The organism is Trichormus sp. NMC-1, assembly GCF_001858025.1.
In the GTDB taxonomy this organism is placed as follows: domain Bacteria; phylum Cyanobacteriota; class Cyanobacteriia; order Cyanobacteriales; family Nostocaceae; genus Anabaena.
The window spans coordinates 510586-527382 of record NZ_LZQD01000004.1; the positions used below are offsets into that span (position 1 = coordinate 510586).

The following is a 16797-nucleotide window of genomic DNA, read 5'->3' on the forward strand; positions in this document are numbered from 1 at the left end:
ATTATGCATCTACTGATGATTGTTACTGCTGTAACCGTTGCTTGCTGCTTAAGATACTCTGGCCATATACCCCAAGGTAATTGGAATTTGCGGTGGGAGCGATCGCTATTTTTATTCCTATTTCCCCCCTTACTCATTTTCATGACAGCAATATCTGTAGTCTGCATGGGTACTCAAGGGACAATGGGCGGAATTTATACTGGTTCCTTCAGCTATCTACTGGCATTAATTTTTCTGGGATTTTTTAACATTTTGGGGATCAAATTGGCTTTCCTAGGTTGGAAATCTATTAAATCTGCCCGTGAATGTCCACAAGTAAATATAGCTGGTAAACAAGCCCGACTCCTGCAAACTAAGGCATTATTTGCCGGACAAATGGGTTTTTGGCAACCTGAATTAGTAGTTAGTCAGGGATTGCTACAAACACTCTCACCTGCCCATTTAGAAAGCGTCTTGGCACACGAGCAAGGACATTATCAGTACAGGGATACATTCTGGTTCTTTTGGCTGGGTTGGGTGCGTTCCTGCACCACTTGGTTGCCCAATACAGAACCTTTATGGCAGGAATTATTAGTTTTGCGAGAATTACGGGCTGATAGTTACGCCGCATCTCAAGTAGATCCCTTGGTATTAGCGGAATCATTGCTATTAGTGGTAAGTAACAACCCCGTAGGAGAAGAAGTTTGCTGTGCCGCTTTGGGTGCTTCAGATCGCTTAGAACAGAGAATAGAGGCTTTATTAACACCAGCAGAGGGAACTTCAGAAGCTCAATTACAATCCTGGCATATTTTTCTATTTGCTTTCCTACCCTTACTCACAGTAGTTTTTCATACTTGAAATACTTCTACTCTATTCTGTAGTAAACGTAATGGAGATGACTAAGCACTTTTCAGTCTATTCATCTTCATCCCCTGGAGGCCGTTCACTTAGACTTTGTTGCGCGTGCCACTCCAAAACAATGCGCTCCAACATTTCAGCTTGTGTACAGTTATTAACAGCTGCATAAAGCTTTATCAACTGTCTAACTTCAGGACTAATATGGTTTATCACTAATTGGTCGTCTTTTTTCATGTTTATCTGACTCCCATCGCGTCAGAATTGTAAATAATTCGTTATACTTATTAACATAACTTCGTAAAATCTAAAATTCATGCGCTACACCCCTCAATAAGGGAATGCCCTCAAACTCAATGGGTGTATGACTGCTTAAAAGTTAGATAGCCAGTATTGACCCCTTATTTTTCAGCCCAATTGGGCATAGGAGCCAGCGATGAATCAGCCCATAAAATTATCTTTAGAACAAGAATTTAGCCTCAGAATTTTTGCTGACCAAGTACACCAGATGTCTCGTGAACAAGCTCAGGCATTTCTACTCAAGCTGTACGAACAGATGATGATTCAGGAAACAAGCTACCAGCAATTGCTTAAGCATGAATGGAAACTCGATTCAGGAAGCATTTCTGGTTAGGGAACACCAAAAAATAAATTACCCAAAAATCAATCGTAGGGTGGGTTAGGACGGTAGTCCGTAACCCACCATTTCACTTCATAAATTGGGGAGAAGGTGGGAGTGACCCTCCCCAATCTCAAGCATTAATTACTTCTTGTTACTATTTGGTTACTGGTGCTTCAGTTGCTGACTTACCAACTAGCTTTTCAGTATTTTCGTCGCTTTCAAGAATACCGAACTCAATCAACAACTCTTCTAGTTCTTCCATTTCAATAGGTGTAGGAATAGTCAGATTTTTGTTGTTGATGATCTTTTTAGCCAATGTCCGATATTCATTACCCTGATCACTATCAGGTGCGTACTCGTTAACTGTCATCCGACGCAATTCTGCGTGTTGAACGATATTGTCACGAGGTACAAAGTGAATCATGTGGGTGTTCAAGCGTTTTGCCAGGGTTTCGATTAATTCGACTTCCCGGTCAACGTTACGGCTGTTACAAATCAAGCCACCTAAACGCACACCACCAGTGTGAGCATATTTTAAAACACCACGAGCAATGTTGTTAGCAGCGTACATCGCCATCATTTCACCAGATGTCACGATGTATATTTCTTGTGCTTTTCCCTCGCGAATGGGCATGGCGAAACCACCGCAAACAACGTCACCTAATACGTCGTAAGATACGAAATCTAAATCTTGGTAAGCACCGTTTTCTTCTAGGAAGTTAATAGCGGTGATAATACCACGACCAGCACAACCTACACCGGGTTCTGGACCACCAGATTCTACGCACTTAACACCACGGAAACCAGTCAATAGTACTTCACTAAGTTCTAAATCTTCAACAGCACCTCTTTCAGCAGCCAAGGAAAGAACGGTGGTTTGAGCCTTGGAGTGAAGCATCAAACGGGTAGAGTCAGCTTTAGGATCGCAACCTACGATCATGATGCGTTGACCCATTTCTGCCATAGCAGCAAGGGTGTTTTGAGAAGTGGTAGATTTACCAATACCACCTTTACCGTAGAAAGCAATTTGTCTAATATTGGAGTCAGTAGTCATGATGAGTTTATTCCTACAATTAGTTTTTTGATAGGTCTGAAGCTGGATTTGAGATATTTTTCAATTGCGTAACAGAAACTTTATAGCGATAGTTCAAGGAATATACTGCAAGTACTACCAAACGCAGATTCAGTTCCTTATTTTTAGAGAAAATCATGCTATTTGTAGCAGAATTTTCCTCAAACATAGGTGCTAGGAATTGATTGAGGAGAAATTTACATCTCCCAATTTAAAAGTCTTTAACAGCTTGAATTAAGCATGATCAGTTGTTGTCACAGCATCCTCATAGATTGCTCAAATCCGGAGATGTAGTTACAATAGGGATTCACCTTTATGCAGATTTTCCCCCTAAACCAACCAACCAACATTGCACTTTACTCTCAATGGTTGCTACAACTTCCACGATTTTGCCTGTTTCATCGCTACCAAAAACTTCTAATTCCCAAGTACTGAAAAACTGCTTTATTGGTACAGCTTTTAGATATTCCTTGACAATCACTAAATCTCACCGTGATTAATACAGGGGAATAAATCCCATTGTTGTACTAGTTCACAGTTAAAAATGCTTGTTCCTGCTGGCATTGAGTCGCTTACATTTCTGATTCCTATACATTTACCAGACATCCTCTAAGAGTCTTTCTTCCCAAACTCCAAGGCTAATCCCATCTGGTAGATAATGTTATCTAGTTAGCCAATTCTTATTGGCACATACTCAAAGGAATTCTGATTTACTTCAAGTTGTTACGAGGGTAACTTTTCTAATTCATCTGTTCTGATCTTTTCGGGCAGAAAAGATATATCGATTGAAGTGGATTTACCAGAACAAAAGAACTTGATTGAGTTAGACCTCAATTTCTACTTGAAGCTTTTTTGAACTTTGATTTTTTTGATTCCTATCCTCACAATAACATAGATATCGATATTTTATGAAACTAAAAATAAATTATTTTTCTAGGATATAAATATTCTCCTTAACACCTTTAATAATCATGACTTGGCATTTATAAAGTGCAAATTTTGCAAACATTTGATTAAATATAATTTGTGAAATCAGCTACTTTTACAATCAAGGTTTATTTAAAATAATAGAAACTAAGGTTTAAAAAAATTATATAATTCTGTTATTTTTGCATTCTCAAAAATTCATCTTCATCTCTCCTCCGTTCCCACAGCGTGCTGAAATACAGAGAGAAGCTTTGATTTTCTCTCCTTCCCTTGTGGGGGAATGTGGTTCAAATACATAAAAACTGCTGTAAAACAGTAAAGCTAGTACGGCTTTCTGGGAATTAAAAATTAAAAAAGCATAATATGTTTTTCAGGAATTTTGAATGGTTGGTTGACTTACGTCGTTGTGTTATAGCAACCGCCAAGGTGCTTAGGAAATTAACTGATAGCCCTACGCTGGGCTAAAGCCATTGATAAAACTTAGACACAAAAAGACTTTCAACCCTGTTACCTGTCACCTCTTATATAATAAAAACGGTTAATATCTCGACTTTATGAGAATAACAAAATTCAAAGCGAAAACTTCAATAAAAACTCTGCGTCACTGGTAAGTAACAACCCCGTAGGAGAAGAAGTTTGCTGTGCCGCTTTGGGTGCTTCAGATCGCTTAGAACAGAGAATAGAGGCTTTATTAACACCAGCAGAGGGAACTTCAGAAGCTCAATTACAATCCTGGCATATTTTTCTATTTGCTTTCCTACCCTTACTCACAGTAGTTTTTCATACTTGAAATACTTCTACTCTATTCTGTAGTAAACGTAATGGAGATGACTAAGCACTTTTCAGTCTATTCATCTTCATCCCCTGGAGGCCGTTCACTTAGACTTTGTTGCGCGTGCCACTCCAAAACAATGCGCTCCAACATTTCAGCTTGTGTACAGTTATTAACAGCTGCATAAAGCTTTATCAACTGTCTAACTTCAGGACTAATATGGTTTATCACTAATTGGTCGTCTTTTTTCATGTTTATCTGACTCCCATCGCGTCAGAATTGTAAATAATTCGTTATACTTATTAACATAACTTCGTAAAATCTAAAATTCATGCGCTACACCCCTCAATAAGGGAATGCCCTCAAACTCAATGGGTGTATGACTGCTTAAAAGTTAGATAGCCAGTATTGACCCCTTATTTTTCAGCCCAATTGGGCATAGGAGCCACTATCTATCTGAATAAAATTCAAAGACACGAAGTTGGAAATTTATGCTTTCTCCCTTCATGCCTTATCTTTTTATTCGTTTAAACTCCCCAGGCCGGATTCGAACCAGCGACCAATCGATTAACAGTCGATCGCTCTACCACTGAGCTACTGAGGAACGCTCTCAACGTTTTCTATATTAAACCCAAATTCAAATTAATGCAATAGGTTTTAGCAAAATTTTTTTGATTTTGTTGTGTGGTTGCTGAAATCCCTAATTTTTTACAGCCTGAAGTCGCTCCAGGAGAGCAATTGATAGATTTATAGAATAATCTTGTTTATAATCCCATCCGCAACTGAGCCAGACGCTCCCTTGCCTTAGCATCAATAGCATTGGCTAAAAATCGGCTCTTTGACTGTTTGCGTGTTTGGTACTTATGGCGCATCCGACAAACAGTCGTTTCTACTTCGCCACATAGTTGGTGTGCAGATAACCATTCAGCACCATACCCCTGTACCATTAACTGCTGCGCCCGATCTGATGTAGCAACAATTACGCGAGAAATTAAACACTGCGCTATTTGATGGCGCAAGGACGCACAGGATTTTTCAATATATGTGTCTGCGGTCTGCCCAAAATCCGTGTAATGAACTGTTAAAAAGTCTGTAATAGTTTCTCTGTTGCTGGCGGCATTTTGATATTGAGCATCAAATACTATTTGAGTTTCATAACCTTGAAAAGCGCTGTAATTTGTTATTGCTTCCACTAATTCCCCACGTGCTGCCTCCAGTCCGGCACCATCACGGGTTTTTTTTAAGCAAGGCCAAGCGCCTATAATGTTGTAGCCATCCACTAACAAAATGGATGGAATGATAGAACGGGGCATGGTTTTTAATCACAATTATCTAGAGTTAACAAAAATCATTCATAAGACTTATAGTAATTGAAGCATTCGATGTAACACTATGTTACACAAGATAAAAAATGCAGATTTATAGCAAAACTACACCTTAAGACAGAAGGCACAAATTATAACTTGCCTTTAAAAATCGGGCTTTTGAGAGTTTTTGAGTAGGGAATAAATAATTTTTACTCTTCTTCAACATCTCAGATGAAAAAACCCGATACCTTGACAGCAAGCTGTTTTCTGGCATCGAGTCATTCCTGATGATGGAGTTTGGGGTAAATATTATCAGAAAATATTGATATTAAGAACTTGCCAATAAAAAATTCGGACAATATTATTGTCAGAACCGTTATCCTAGCGGATGATTAACTATTTAGCTGTGATATTAAGCAGCTTGGTTGTCTGCTTTCATGAGACGCTGTTTGAGACGCTCGGCTTCACCAGAATCTACTAGAGAACCTTTTTCTAATAAGAAAGCACCATCACAGTAGTTCAACTCGTCTAAGCGATGAGTGACCCACAAAGCCGTAATTCCTCGACTTTTAACCAGACGACGAACACTAGCCACCAAGTCTAGTTGACTATCTGGATCTAGTAAAGCAGTGGGTTCATCTAATAATAGGACTTCACAGTGACGAGCGATCGCACCAGCAATTGCCACACGCTGTTTTTGTCCTCCAGAAAGAGCATAGATAGGACGACGTTGTAGAGACAGCAAATTTACCGCCTCTAAAGCCTCCTCAACCCTATTCCTCACCACAGCAGGAGGTAATTTTTCTTCCACCAATCCAAAAGCAACATCAGCACCAACAGTTGGCATAACTAATTGATGATCAGGATTTTGGAACACAAAGCCCACGGGAGGTAAAATACCAATTACACCAGACTGAGGAGCCAATAGACCGGCTATCAATCTCAGGAGAGTTGATTTACCACTACCATTTGTACCCAACAGCATCCAAAATTCTCCTTTGGGTACTTTGAGAGAGCAAGATGTAATTACTTGCTCCCCATTAGGCCAAATGAAGTTTAAATCCTTAACTTCGATGCCTACTGCCGACATTTGTACACCTTGCTTACTCAGTAGCTAGGGCAAAAAAGCCAGGCGCTCTAGTACCACCAACGGCTGTACCATCTTTCTGCACAATCTGTACCCCTGAAATTTCACTGGCACGGACAGCAATTTTCTTCTCTGTTTTGCCTTCGCACTTGAGTTCCACAATATCAGGGTTGCCAGAGCGCATAGCTGCCAAAATCAGCTGATAGACAGCTTCAGCATCCTCAGTAGACTTGCGTTGTACGGATATCGGGAAAGCAGTATTTTTGATGCTTAAGTCGATGGTAAACATTTAGAATTAATCACATTTCACTGTAGGACTAATTCTAGCGTCAGTTATCAATTATCAGCTATTATTCTGCAACCTACCCCCTCTGCTTCCCCACCTCTCAAATGGCAAATATTAATTTTTATGAAAAATACCCTGGAAAAATTAGAGATTTGCACCTATTATGATTAGAGAGCGTAAAAAATTGTAAACTGGATTAACAACCCAGTTAACTTTCTGCTTATAGGCGGTTATGACATAGCCCTCTATATACAGATAAAAACTCGTACTTATAAACTTTTGGAGATTCCTCTAATGACCATCGCAGTTGGACGCGCCCCGTCGAGAGGGTGGTTTGACGTATTAGACGACTGGTTAAAGCGCGATCGCTTCGTATTCGTAGGTTGGTCAGGAATATTATTATTCCCCTGCGCCTTCCTCGCACTAGGCGGTTGGCTAACCGGTACAACCTTCGTCACATCCTGGTATACCCACGGATTGGCATCCTCCTCCAACCGTTTTTAGTCTATCTATCTGAATAAAATTCAAAGACACGAAGTTGGAAATTTATGCTTTCTCCCTTCATGCCTTATCTTTTTATTCGTTTAAACTCCCCAGGCCGGATTCGAACCAGCGACCAATCGATTAACAGTCGATCGCTCTACCACTGAGCTACTGAGGAACGCTCTCAACGTTTTCTATATTAAACCCAAATTCAAATTAATGCAATAGGTTTTAGCAAAATTTTTTTGATTTTGTTGTGTGGTTGCTGAAATCCCTAATTTTTTACAGCCTGAAGTCGCTCCAGGAGAGCAATTGATAGATTTATAGAATAATCTTGTTTATAATCCCATCCGCAACTGAGCCAGACGCTCCCTTGCCTTAGCATCAATAGCATTGGCTAAAAATCGGCTCTTTGACTGTTTGCGTGTTTGGTACTTATGGCGCATCCGACAAACAGTCGTTTCTACTTCGCCACATAGTTGGTGTGCAGATAACCATTCAGCACCATACCCCTGTACCATTAACTGCTGCGCCCGATCTGATGTAGCAACAATTACGCGAGAAATTAAACACTGCGCTATTTGATGGCGCAAGGACGCACAGGATTTTTCAATATATGTGTCTGCGGTCTGCCCAAAATCCGTGTAATGAACTGTTAAAAAGTCTGTAATAGTTTCTCTGTTGCTGGCGGCATTTTGATATTGAGCATCAAATACTATTTGAGTTTCATAACCTTGAAAAGCGCTGTAATTTGTTATTGCTTCCACTAATTCCCCACGTGCTGCCTCCAGTCCGGCACCATACCACTTTTGCTTCTGAAAACCCCATCTATCGGATTGGTGGTGGTTCAGGTATTGCACTTAATGTGCCTTTTGGTCAAGGTGGCGGTATCCTCAAACCAAGTTCAGTGACATTGGGTTACTTGGCTTCTGAAGCTAATAACCCTGCTGCTGGTGCTGGGTTGTTTGATGGTAATTATGCGGCTTTAGGTCAGTTGAACTTTAGTGTAGGCAATCGTATTGCTTTAGCTGCTACCTACGTGCATAGTTATAATGGTGCAAATAGTACCTTGTTCGACTCAGGACTTGATAATGGCGCTGTCGTAGGTACATCACTATCTAATAATCTTAACAGCGCCAGTGCATCGTCTAGCAACTCCTACGGTGTTTCAGCAGCTTTCAGATACCAAAAACATTTTGCTAAACGAGGGTATCCGCGCTTGGATGGCTCCTCAAGATCAACCCCACGAACAATTTGTATTCCCTGAAGAAGTATTACCACGTGGTAACGCTCTGTAATGGCATGATGAATTAATTTAGCTTTAACATTCATCATTTTTCATTTACCCTCTACCAGTTGGTGGGGGTTTTTTTTATATTTATAATTTATATTTTCTATTGCCAAGCCAATTTCATGTGTTATAGTAGTTTAAGGTTACGAACCCGGAGCAAGATGCTCTGCAATTTTGAAATTAAGACCACTTAGGCAACAAGGAGGTGATGCCCATGATAGAAAGTAGTATAACCATGGGTCATCAGGTTGCAGTTAGCCGGCTGTGTGCCGGGGCTGTTCTCTAGAAGTTAGCCTTAGTTATCCTGAGATACTAAGTTAGCTCAATTCACTAGGCAAGCTTGGAGTTCCTTCCGGCAGTCTGGTTGCAACCTGAAGACCCGCTAGACCGCCCTAGGTTAGATCTTCTGATTTAATTTAGGGCGGATAGTTGTTTATGGGTAAATTTTGGTGTATTGACTAGCGTAGAGATGTCGGATCAGAAAGTTTTCACGTTAGCTTTTATTGTACAGCGCCATAAATTTAATCAGCCTTTCATAGTCATCTATTTATAGTTTGGGAAGCTACCTCTTCTAAGAATGTACGCATATCTCCTAAGAATAGACAAGAGACATCCGCACATATGCAACAGATATGTTTATATTTGTCCCATATCAAGCGTCTTGCGACTTTTCGATTACTCAGTTTCACCTGAGATGAAGTAGTACTCAAAGTATGAATTTTTTGATAATTATTTTGTGCTAAGTGTTTCCAGGTTTTTTCACTAAGTTAGCTTTTGGATCACGCAATATAGCGGTTCTCGGTTGAGTGAGATACAAGAACCCCACCCCCAACCCCCTAAGAGCAAGCGGGGAGGGGACTATGATGTATTTCATTCAAGTGCATACCGCTATAATTAAGCGCTACTTTATGATCATTGCAAGATTTGGAAGTGAACTACTTTTGGGAAAATATAGGTAAAAATGCTGAAATTTGCTGAAATTTGCCGAAAGATTAATAAAAAATTTGGCGGAACCTTCTGAGTCAGCCAGACATCTATATATAGAGGTGTCTGCCAACAAAGTCATAACTACACATGATGTAGAAAGATTTTAAGCTAACGGAAGTCAATTTCCATTTGACAGTTGTTTAATAGATTAAGCTTATCTTGCTCATCAGACTTAGATATACTATAATGACAACCTATGGTTAAAAGTTTGTACATAAGTTAATTACATGAATATTTAACGATTCGTTAATCAGTTATTAGCTTTGTAAAAACTAGAATTGTAGTAATGGCAGCTATGCTCATCCACAGGTTTCAGCAAGATGTCGCATTTCTGAGAAGTAGGTACGACTAAAACAGCTATCTATATAAGGTGTGAGGAGTAAAGGAAAAATGTCTAATCTCTTGTGGAAATCCCTGGTAGTTAGCCCAGCAGTTTTGGGTGCAACGTTATTACTTTCAGGAACAGCGATTGCAGCTTCAAATGCAACCACTGAAGTCTTAACAGTAGAAACACAAGCCGCAACAGAGGTTGTTCAACAGCCAGAAGTATTGGCTCAAGCAACCAAAGATACTCAAGTTTTAGATCAAGTTAATCGCTACAGCAACGAAGGTAAAAACCAATCTCAAGTAACATCAGTTTCTCAGTTTTCCGATGTTCAACCCACTGACTGGGCATTCCAAGCATTGCAGTCGTTGGTTGAGCGTTATGGTTGTATTGCAGGTTATCCCAATGGTACATATCGGGGTAATCGTGCTTTAACCCGTTATGAATTCGCTGCTGGCTTAAATGCTTGTTTAGATCGTGTGAATGAATTGATTGCCACAGCAACGGCTGACATGGTGACAAAACAAGATTTAGCAACTTTACAGCGGTTACAAGAAGAATTTTCCGCAGAATTGGCAACTCTACGCGGTCGTGTAGATACTTTAGAAGCACGCACAGCTGAGTTGGAAGCTAATCAGTTCTCTACTACCACCAAGTTGCAAGGTGAAGCTATTTTTGCTTACACTGACTCTTCCATAGCTAATGAAAATGGAGTTTTTCAAGATAGAGTCCGCTTGAACCTGCAAAGCAGCTTTACGGGTAGAGATATGTTGACTACCCGTCTAGGTGCGGGTAATTCAACAGGCTTGAGCTTAAGCACTGGTGGCGGTGCAGAAGGTAAACAAACCTTTGAAGTTGGTAGCACTGGTAATAACAATGTCACGCTAGATAAGCTGACTTATGAAGCTCCTATGGGGCCAGCACAGGTTTACATTGCAGCTAGTGGTGGACAACATAGCGATTATGCTGCTGTGAACAACCCCTACTTCTTCGATAAAACTGATGGTGGTAACGGTGCTTTAACCACTTTTGCTTCTGAAAACCCCATCTATCGGATTGGTGGTGGTTCAGGTATTGCACTTAATGTGCCTTTTGGTCAAGGTGGCGGTATCCTCAAACCAAGTTCAGTGACATTGGGTTACTTGGCTTCTGAAGCTAATAACCCTGCTGCTGGTGCTGGGTTGTTTGATGGTAATTATGCGGCTTTAGGTCAGTTGAACTTTAGTGTAGGCAATCGTATTGCTTTAGCTGCTACCTACGTGCATAGTTATAATGGTGCAAATAGTACCTTGTTCGACTCAGGACTTGATAATGGCGCTGTCGTAGGTACATCACTATCTAATAATCTTAACAGCGCCAGTGCATCGTCTAGCAACTCCTACGGTGTTTCAGCAGCTTTCAGACCTACCGACAAACTGTCTCTTAGTGGCTTTGTTTCATATCATGATGTCACAGGTTTCGGTACTGGTGATGATTATGAAGCTTGGAGCTACGGAGTTGGTATAGCATTACCTGACTTTGGTAAGAAAGGTAACGTCCTGGGTATTTTTGGTGGCGCTCAACCCTATTCCTTTAACAATAGTGGTACTAACTCTTCTGATATCCCATACCAAGTTGAAGGCTTCTACAAGTATCGCGTCTCCGATAACATTTCTGTTACTCCTGGTGTGATTTGGGTAACATCTCCCGGACAGAACAGCAACAACAATGATGCTTTTATCGGTACTCTGAGAACAACTTTCACCTTCTAAAAAGTTGATAATTTTCAGAAAATTTAGAAAACTATTTTTACCCGCTTTACGGCGGGTTTTTTTGTAGGAAAAAAGAACAAACCCCAGTGGTGAACCGGAGTATACTAGAAGAAGGGTGAAACGTGTTTGTGTAGCTCCTCTGAAAGAAGCATAGCATCTTGAATTGTTTACCCTTCATCCTTCAACTTTGATTTTTTATCCTTTATTGTTAAATTACTGCTTGTGGAACTATCTTGTAAATCAGAATACGCAATTCTTGCCTTATTAGAAATGGCAATTCATTACGAAAGCGGCGAACCAATGCAAATTCGACAAATTGCCGCGCAACAAAATATACCTGATCGATATTTGGAACAGCTGTTAGCTACCTTGCGGCGCGGAGGTATAGTCAAGAGTCTCCGGGGTTCAAAAGGCGGCTATTTTTTGGCGCGAGAACCTTGGAAAATTAGCGTTTTAGATATATTGGAATGTTTAGAAGGGTTAGATGTGCGCCCAGGTGAGGAAGATACTAATAACCCCAAAAGTACGGATAGTGCGATTGTAGACGAAATTTGGCTAGAAGCTCGTCAGGCAGCAAATTCAGTCCTGCAAAAACATTCGCTTCAGGATCTTTGTGAAAAGCGAAATGCAAGGCGGCAATTAGATATCATGTACTACATTTAAAGAAAGAAAAATTGATCATGCGGATTGCTCAGAATATTACAGAACTAATTGGACGGACACCTTTAGTACAATTAAACCGCATTCCCCAAGCAGAAGGATGTGTAGCGCAAATTGTCCTGAAACTAGAAAGTATGAATCCTTCTTCTTCAGTCAAAGATAGAATTGGGATCAGTATGATTAGTGCTGCTGAGGAGGAAGGACTGATTACTCCTGAGAAAACAATATTGGTAGAGCCGACATCTGGAAATACAGGAATTGCTTTGGCAATGACAGCGGCTGCTAAAGGGTATAGATTAATTTTGACTATGCCGGAAACTATGAGTGCCGAGCGACGGGCTATGTTGCGGGCTTATGGTGCTGAATTGGAACTCACACCAGGGATTGAAGGGATGAGTGGGGCAATTCGCAAAGCGCAGGAAATTGTGGATAGAACGCCTTATGCTTATATGTTGCAACAGTTCCGCAATCCGGCCAATGCCAAAATACATCGGCAAACTACAGCAGAGGAAATCTGGGAAGATACCGACGGCAAGGTAGATATGATTGTGGCTGGGGTGGGTACAGGTGGTACGATTACTGGTGTGGCTGAGGTGATTAAGGCACGGAAACCAAGTTTTCAAGCGATCGCAGTTGAACCAGCTAATAGCCCAGTGTTATCGGGCGGTAAACCGGGTCCCCACAAGGTTCAGGGCATTGGGGCAGGGTTTATTCCCCAAGTGTTAAAAGTAGAATTGATTGATGAAGTAATTACAGTTACGGATGAAGAAGCGATCGCTTATAGTCGGCGTTTAGCTAGAGAAGAAGGGCTATTATCTGGAATTTCCAGCGGTGCTGCACTCTGTGCTGCGATTCGTGTCGCCCAACGTCCAGAAAATCAGGGACGTTTAATAGTCATGATTCAACCGAGTTTTGGTGAGAGATATTTGAGTACACCATTATTCCAAGATTTAGAAGCAAAAGTTGCAAGTAGTATCAGCTAACGATACGTTAGATTAAATCAGTTAACCAATAACTGATGATTGATAACTGTTAACTGATCATGGTCGATTCTAACCACTACGAAACCCTAAAAGTTAATTCCAAAGCCAGCCAAGCGGAGATTAAACAAGCTTATCGTCGCTTGGTTAAGCTTTTTCATCCTGATACTAATCAGAAGACAGCAAATAACGAGCAAATTATTCTCATTAATGCGGCTTATGAGGTTTTAGGCGACACTCAAAATCGCCAGCACTATGACCAAAAACTGCGGCATAATTCTCAAAAATCAAGTATTCCTAAGCCAAAGCGCAATTCTGAGCAGAAACCTTATCAAACAACCAGGCCAACGGGAAGAGATGCTGATGAACAAGTCGAAGAATGGTTGCGCCGAGTTTATAAACCAGTCAATCGGATACTTTGTACCATTCTCAGTTCTCTAGAGGAACAACTTGAGGAATTAGCGGCAGATCCTTTTGATGATGAATTGTTAGACGAATTTCAGGATTATTTAGAATCTTGTCGAGAAGATTTGAAGGAAGCTCAAATTAGGTTTCGTTCTTTGCCGAATCCTGCTACTTTCGCAGCAGCAGCAGCGCACCTCTACTATTGTTTGAGTCAAGTTGCAGATGGAATAGAAGAGTTGGCGTATTTTCCGTTAAGTTATGATGATCGCTATTTGCATACAGGTAAAGAATTATTTAGAATAGCTAAAAGATTGCAGCGTGAAGCTCAAGAATCGGTGAGTTGAAAAATGTAGCAATATCAATTCTATAATTTATGTAAAAGTTCTTGATAACTAACAATTGCAGTATTTTCAAATTTTGTAATCACTAATAAATCTTGATCACCTGTAACTAAAAAATTTGCGTCACTATCTTTTGCTAGTGCTAAAAGATAATTATCTTTCGCATCCCGACAAATAAAAACTTCTGAGGTTATATTTATAAATACACCAATAGTTCGTAAAAGTTTAATTAATTCATTGACTTTGTTAGACGGAAAATATTTTTGCAACTTAGAGGATGTTTGAAAAGTTGCAAATTATACTCTAAACCCCTCTCCAAACCTCTCCCCCACAGGGAGAGAGGCTTTGATTCTTACTCCCCTTCCCTGGTAGGGAAGGGGTTGGGGGTTAGGTTCTGAGACTTTTGATGTTACCAAAAATACTTTTAAAACATCCTCTTAGGACGTTGAGTTACTAAAGTAATTTCTTCTAATATTTGTTCAGAAATTACTACTAGAATTTTTTCTGCAACTAAAAGGTTTTTTAAATCTTTCAGTTCTTTACCAATCAAAAAACTAATCTTACTCCCCTTCCCTAATATCAATTCTATAATTTATGTAAAAGTTCTTGATAACTAACAATTGCAGTATTTTCAAATTTTGTAATCACTAATAAATCTTGATCACCTGTAACTAAAAAATTTGCGTCACTATCTTTTGCTAGTGCTAAAAGATAATTATCTTTCGCATCCCGACAAATAAAAACTTCTGAGGTTATATTTATAAATACACCAATAGTTCGTAAAAGTTTAATTAATTCATTGACTTTGTTAGACGGAAAATATTTTTGCAACTTAGAGGATGTTTGAAAAGTTGCAAATTATACTCTAAACCCCTCTCCAAACCTCTCCCCCACAGGGAGAGAGGCTTTGATTCTTACTCCCCTTCCCTGGTAGGGAAGGGGTTGGGGGTTAGGTTTTGAGACTTTTGATGTTACCAAAAATACTTTTAAAACATCCTCTTAGGACGTTGAGTTACTAAAGTAATTTCTTCTAATATTTGTTCAGAAATTACTACTAGAATTTTTTCTGCAACTAAAAGGTTTTTTAAATCTTTCAGTTCTTTACCAATCAAAAAACTAATCCAAAGATTAGTATCAATAATTATCTTACACTGCTTTGTTTTCTGTCATAAATTTGAGAGCGGACAATTTCAACTTCTTCAGTAATTTCTGCTAATGATAATTCATCAGTTTGAAATACTTCCAATAACTTTGTTAATTTATGATTCAATGTTTCTTTTTCTAGTTTTTTGCTAAGTAATAATTTTTCAGAATCAGAGAGTTGTTTAACTAGAGTCAGAATTTGCTCAAATGTCAATGGTAGTTGATAGATATTTTGTAGCATAGTATTAATTCTCCTATTTTGATCAAATTAACCACCAATTAAAAATCACTAAAATCGATATTTACTATGAGTTTTTGATAACCGATATTTTTATTATCTATAAAATCTACCAAATCTACAATAAAATTGTCATAAGTATAACTTTTAGAATCACCCAGAATACAGATTCGATATGAAGATTCAGCCCACCCTGTATAATACTCTTCATCAATAGGGGTAGGGTGATCCCAATGTATAAATTCGTGCTTTGTAAGCAATCTAATTTCTCCATCAATATCACTGTATCTACAGATTCTTTTCAGTCTGTCTTCATTAAAACGATAATAAAATTTACCTCCATGTGCTTCTTCCAAAGAATTTTCATCCCTCCTTTCAAGAAGAAACGCATAAAATTCTCGTGTTATACGAGGTAACTTGGCAAGTTCCTTAGCTAGAAAATCAAACGCCTGTTGTATATCATCCATTGAGTAATAATCTCCTCCAAATTTATTTATGTGATATTCATAATAAACTTTCAGTGCATTTTCATTAAAATTCGGTTTTGCTATTGGCTCAACATAGTTTTTGATACTTGTAGAAAATTCACCTTCTTGATTTGGTATCTCTAACTCTATTTTAACCCTGACAACTTCTTGTTTTATATACTGATGAATAGCTTGTAATTTATCGAGAGGAAGTTCAATAGCTTTTTTACAAAGCGTGTTTATATCCCAAATATTTTCTTCTTTAAAATTGAATTTCCCCCATAGTTCTTCGTCTTCGGTGTAACTTTTTTGCTTGTAACCAATTATTAATATAAAAATCTTATTGTATACTGTTATCTTATTATCTAAAACAGTCTTCAGAGTATTATTAATCTTAGTCGATGTTTTTTCTGATGTAATTTGAAATGCTTTATTGTTTACAGAATCACCTAAATCTAATCCAGGCGCGTTACTTCTTTCATTATTGAGATTTTCTAAGTGTATACCAAGCAGTATATTCAATATTTCTTTAAAGAAATCCTCAAGATATTTATTTAGGTCTGTTAAGCCTAGTTTGCACCTGTTATCAACTTGATTAGCAATATTTGCTAGTTCATCTATTATTTCACCTATAAAATAACCTCTAGTAATCACGTATTGCTCCTCACTCTTCTTTACAAAGCCAATAAATAATTTTACGGTTGTTTTAATTCTAATAGATAACTTTAATGTATTGTTACACACAAGTGGAGCTATCTACTTAGATGATTATTATACGGAAATCTTATGAATATTCCCCATTTCACCGACCACTAAGCA

General features: G+C 39.0%; 18 protein-coding genes, 2 tRNA genes and 5 pseudogenes. 10 read left to right on the forward strand and 15 right to left on the reverse strand.

Features of this window, described 5'->3' with window-relative positions; all coding sequences use genetic code 11:
• Positions 1-3: 3 nt before the first annotated feature.
• Positions 4-837 carry a M56 family metallopeptidase gene (locus tag A9Y75_RS16045; protein ID WP_071190529.1) on the forward strand — a complete coding sequence of 278 codons (834 nt, stop codon included), beginning with the start codon at positions 4-6 and terminating at the stop codon, positions 835-837.
• 57 nt (positions 838-894) lie between these two features.
• Here the strand turns inward: A9Y75_RS16045 and A9Y75_RS28565 are convergent, their stop codons facing one another.
• Positions 895-1071, reverse strand: a complete 177-nt coding sequence (locus A9Y75_RS28565) for a hypothetical protein (protein ID WP_177176209.1) — start codon at positions 1069-1071, stop codon at positions 895-897.
• A gap of 199 nt (positions 1072-1270) precedes the next feature.
• Here A9Y75_RS28565 and A9Y75_RS16050 point away from each other — a divergent pair, with 199 nt between their 5' ends.
• Complete coding sequence (locus tag A9Y75_RS16050) at positions 1271-1468, forward strand: NblA/ycf18 family protein (RefSeq protein WP_071190530.1); 198 nt, start codon at positions 1271-1273, stop codon at positions 1466-1468.
• A gap of 142 nt (positions 1469-1610) precedes the next feature.
• Here A9Y75_RS16050 and nifH read toward each other — a convergent pair whose 3' ends face one another.
• Both nifH and A9Y75_RS28570 read right to left on the reverse strand, forming a co-directional pair.
• On the reverse strand, positions 1611-2510 hold the full coding sequence (gene nifH / locus A9Y75_RS16055) for a nitrogenase iron protein (protein ID WP_071190531.1): 900 nt from the start codon (positions 2508-2510) through the stop codon (positions 1611-1613).
• A 331-nt stretch (positions 2511-2841) separates the two neighbouring features.
• Positions 2842-3009, reverse strand: a complete 168-nt coding sequence (locus tag A9Y75_RS28570; protein ID WP_177176210.1) for a hypothetical protein — start codon at positions 3007-3009, stop codon at positions 2842-2844.
• A gap of 1050 nt (positions 3010-4059) precedes the next feature.
• Between A9Y75_RS28570 and A9Y75_RS29715 the strand changes: the two are divergent.
• Positions 4060-4245 (forward strand): annotated as a pseudogene (locus tag A9Y75_RS29715) (M56 family peptidase); the annotation flags it as partial.
• A gap of 57 nt (positions 4246-4302) precedes the next feature.
• Here A9Y75_RS29715 and A9Y75_RS28575 read toward each other — a convergent pair.
• The 5 genes from A9Y75_RS28575 to A9Y75_RS16075 form a co-directional block, all read right to left on the reverse strand.
• Complete coding sequence (locus tag A9Y75_RS28575; RefSeq protein ID WP_177176209.1) at positions 4303-4479, reverse strand: hypothetical protein; 177 nt, start codon at positions 4477-4479, stop codon at positions 4303-4305.
• Between the two features lie 280 nt (positions 4480-4759).
• Positions 4760-4831, reverse strand: a tRNA-Asn gene (locus A9Y75_RS16060).
• 160 nt (positions 4832-4991) lie between these two features.
• On the reverse strand, positions 4992-5540 hold the full coding sequence (locus A9Y75_RS16065) for an NYN domain-containing protein (RefSeq protein WP_071190532.1): 549 nt from the start codon (positions 5538-5540) through the stop codon (positions 4992-4994).
• A gap of 406 nt (positions 5541-5946) precedes the next feature.
• The gene (locus A9Y75_RS16070; RefSeq protein ID WP_071190533.1) at positions 5947-6624 is read right to left on the reverse strand and encodes an ABC transporter ATP-binding protein; all 678 of its coding nucleotides are present in this window, start codon (positions 6622-6624) and stop codon (positions 5947-5949) included.
• Positions 6625-6637: 13 nt separating this feature from the next.
• Positions 6638-6910, reverse strand: a complete 273-nt coding sequence (locus tag A9Y75_RS16075; RefSeq protein ID WP_071190534.1) for a hypothetical protein — start codon at positions 6908-6910, stop codon at positions 6638-6640.
• Positions 6911-7201: 291 nt separating this feature from the next.
• Between A9Y75_RS16075 and A9Y75_RS26635 the strand changes: the two are divergent.
• Positions 7202-7396 (forward strand): annotated as a pseudogene (locus tag A9Y75_RS26635) (photosystem II D2 protein (photosystem q(a) protein)); the annotation flags it as partial.
• Positions 7397-7496: 100 nt separating this feature from the next.
• Here A9Y75_RS26635 and A9Y75_RS16080 read toward each other — a convergent pair.
• Together A9Y75_RS16080 and A9Y75_RS16085 are read right to left on the reverse strand one after the other, a co-directional pair.
• Positions 7497-7568: transfer RNA gene (locus tag A9Y75_RS16080), tRNA-Asn, on the reverse strand.
• A 160-nt stretch (positions 7569-7728) separates the two neighbouring features.
• Positions 7729-8187, reverse strand: a pseudogene (locus tag A9Y75_RS16085) (NYN domain-containing protein); the annotation flags it as partial.
• 5 nt (positions 8188-8192) lie between these two features.
• Between A9Y75_RS16085 and A9Y75_RS16090 the strand changes: the two are divergent.
• The 6 genes and pseudogenes from A9Y75_RS16090 to A9Y75_RS16110 all read left to right on the forward strand — a co-directional run.
• Positions 8193-8573 (forward strand): annotated as a pseudogene (locus tag A9Y75_RS16090) (carbohydrate porin); the annotation flags it as partial.
• Between the two features lies 1 nt (position 8574).
• Positions 8575-8688: pseudogene (locus A9Y75_RS26640) on the forward strand (photosystem II D2 protein (photosystem q(a) protein)); the annotation flags it as partial.
• Between the two features lie 1370 nt (positions 8689-10058).
• On the forward strand, positions 10059-11744 hold the full coding sequence (locus tag A9Y75_RS16095) for an iron uptake porin (RefSeq protein WP_071190536.1): 1686 nt from the start codon (positions 10059-10061) through the stop codon (positions 11742-11744).
• 222 nt (positions 11745-11966) lie between these two features.
• The gene (locus tag A9Y75_RS16100) at positions 11967-12407 is read left to right on the forward strand and encodes an Rrf2 family transcriptional regulator (protein WP_071190537.1); all 441 of its coding nucleotides are present in this window, start codon (positions 11967-11969) and stop codon (positions 12405-12407) included.
• Positions 12408-12424: 17 nt separating this feature from the next.
• A complete protein-coding gene (gene cysK / locus A9Y75_RS16105) occupies positions 12425-13387 on the forward strand; it encodes a cysteine synthase A (protein ID WP_071190538.1) in 963 nt (320 codons plus the stop codon).
• A 59-nt stretch (positions 13388-13446) separates the two neighbouring features.
• Positions 13447-14133, forward strand: coding sequence for a J domain-containing protein (locus A9Y75_RS16110; RefSeq protein WP_071190539.1), 687 nt, complete (start codon positions 13447-13449; stop codon positions 14131-14133).
• A gap of 20 nt (positions 14134-14153) precedes the next feature.
• On the opposite strand, the gene A9Y75_RS16115 is transcribed toward A9Y75_RS16110, so the two are convergent.
• From A9Y75_RS16115 to A9Y75_RS16135, 5 genes are all read right to left on the reverse strand, one after another.
• Positions 14154-14399 (reverse strand): putative toxin-antitoxin system toxin component, PIN family, encoded by a 246-nt coding sequence (locus A9Y75_RS16115; protein WP_236721430.1) that lies wholly within the window; start codon positions 14397-14399, stop codon positions 14154-14156.
• Between the two features lie 316 nt (positions 14400-14715).
• Entirely contained in the window at positions 14716-14961 is a 246-nt protein-coding gene (locus A9Y75_RS16120; RefSeq protein WP_236721430.1) for a putative toxin-antitoxin system toxin component, PIN family, read from the reverse strand.
• 155 nt (positions 14962-15116) lie between these two features.
• Entirely contained in the window at positions 15117-15242 is a 126-nt protein-coding gene (locus A9Y75_RS16125; protein WP_236721431.1) for a hypothetical protein, read from the reverse strand.
• Positions 15243-15271: 29 nt separating this feature from the next.
• Entirely contained in the window at positions 15272-15514 is a 243-nt protein-coding gene (locus A9Y75_RS16130) for a hypothetical protein (protein WP_071190540.1), read from the reverse strand.
• Between the two features lie 38 nt (positions 15515-15552).
• Positions 15553-16722 (reverse strand): SMEK domain-containing protein, encoded by a 1170-nt coding sequence (locus A9Y75_RS16135; RefSeq protein WP_071190541.1) that lies wholly within the window; start codon positions 16720-16722, stop codon positions 15553-15555.
• Between the last annotated feature and the right edge of the window lie 75 nt (positions 16723-16797).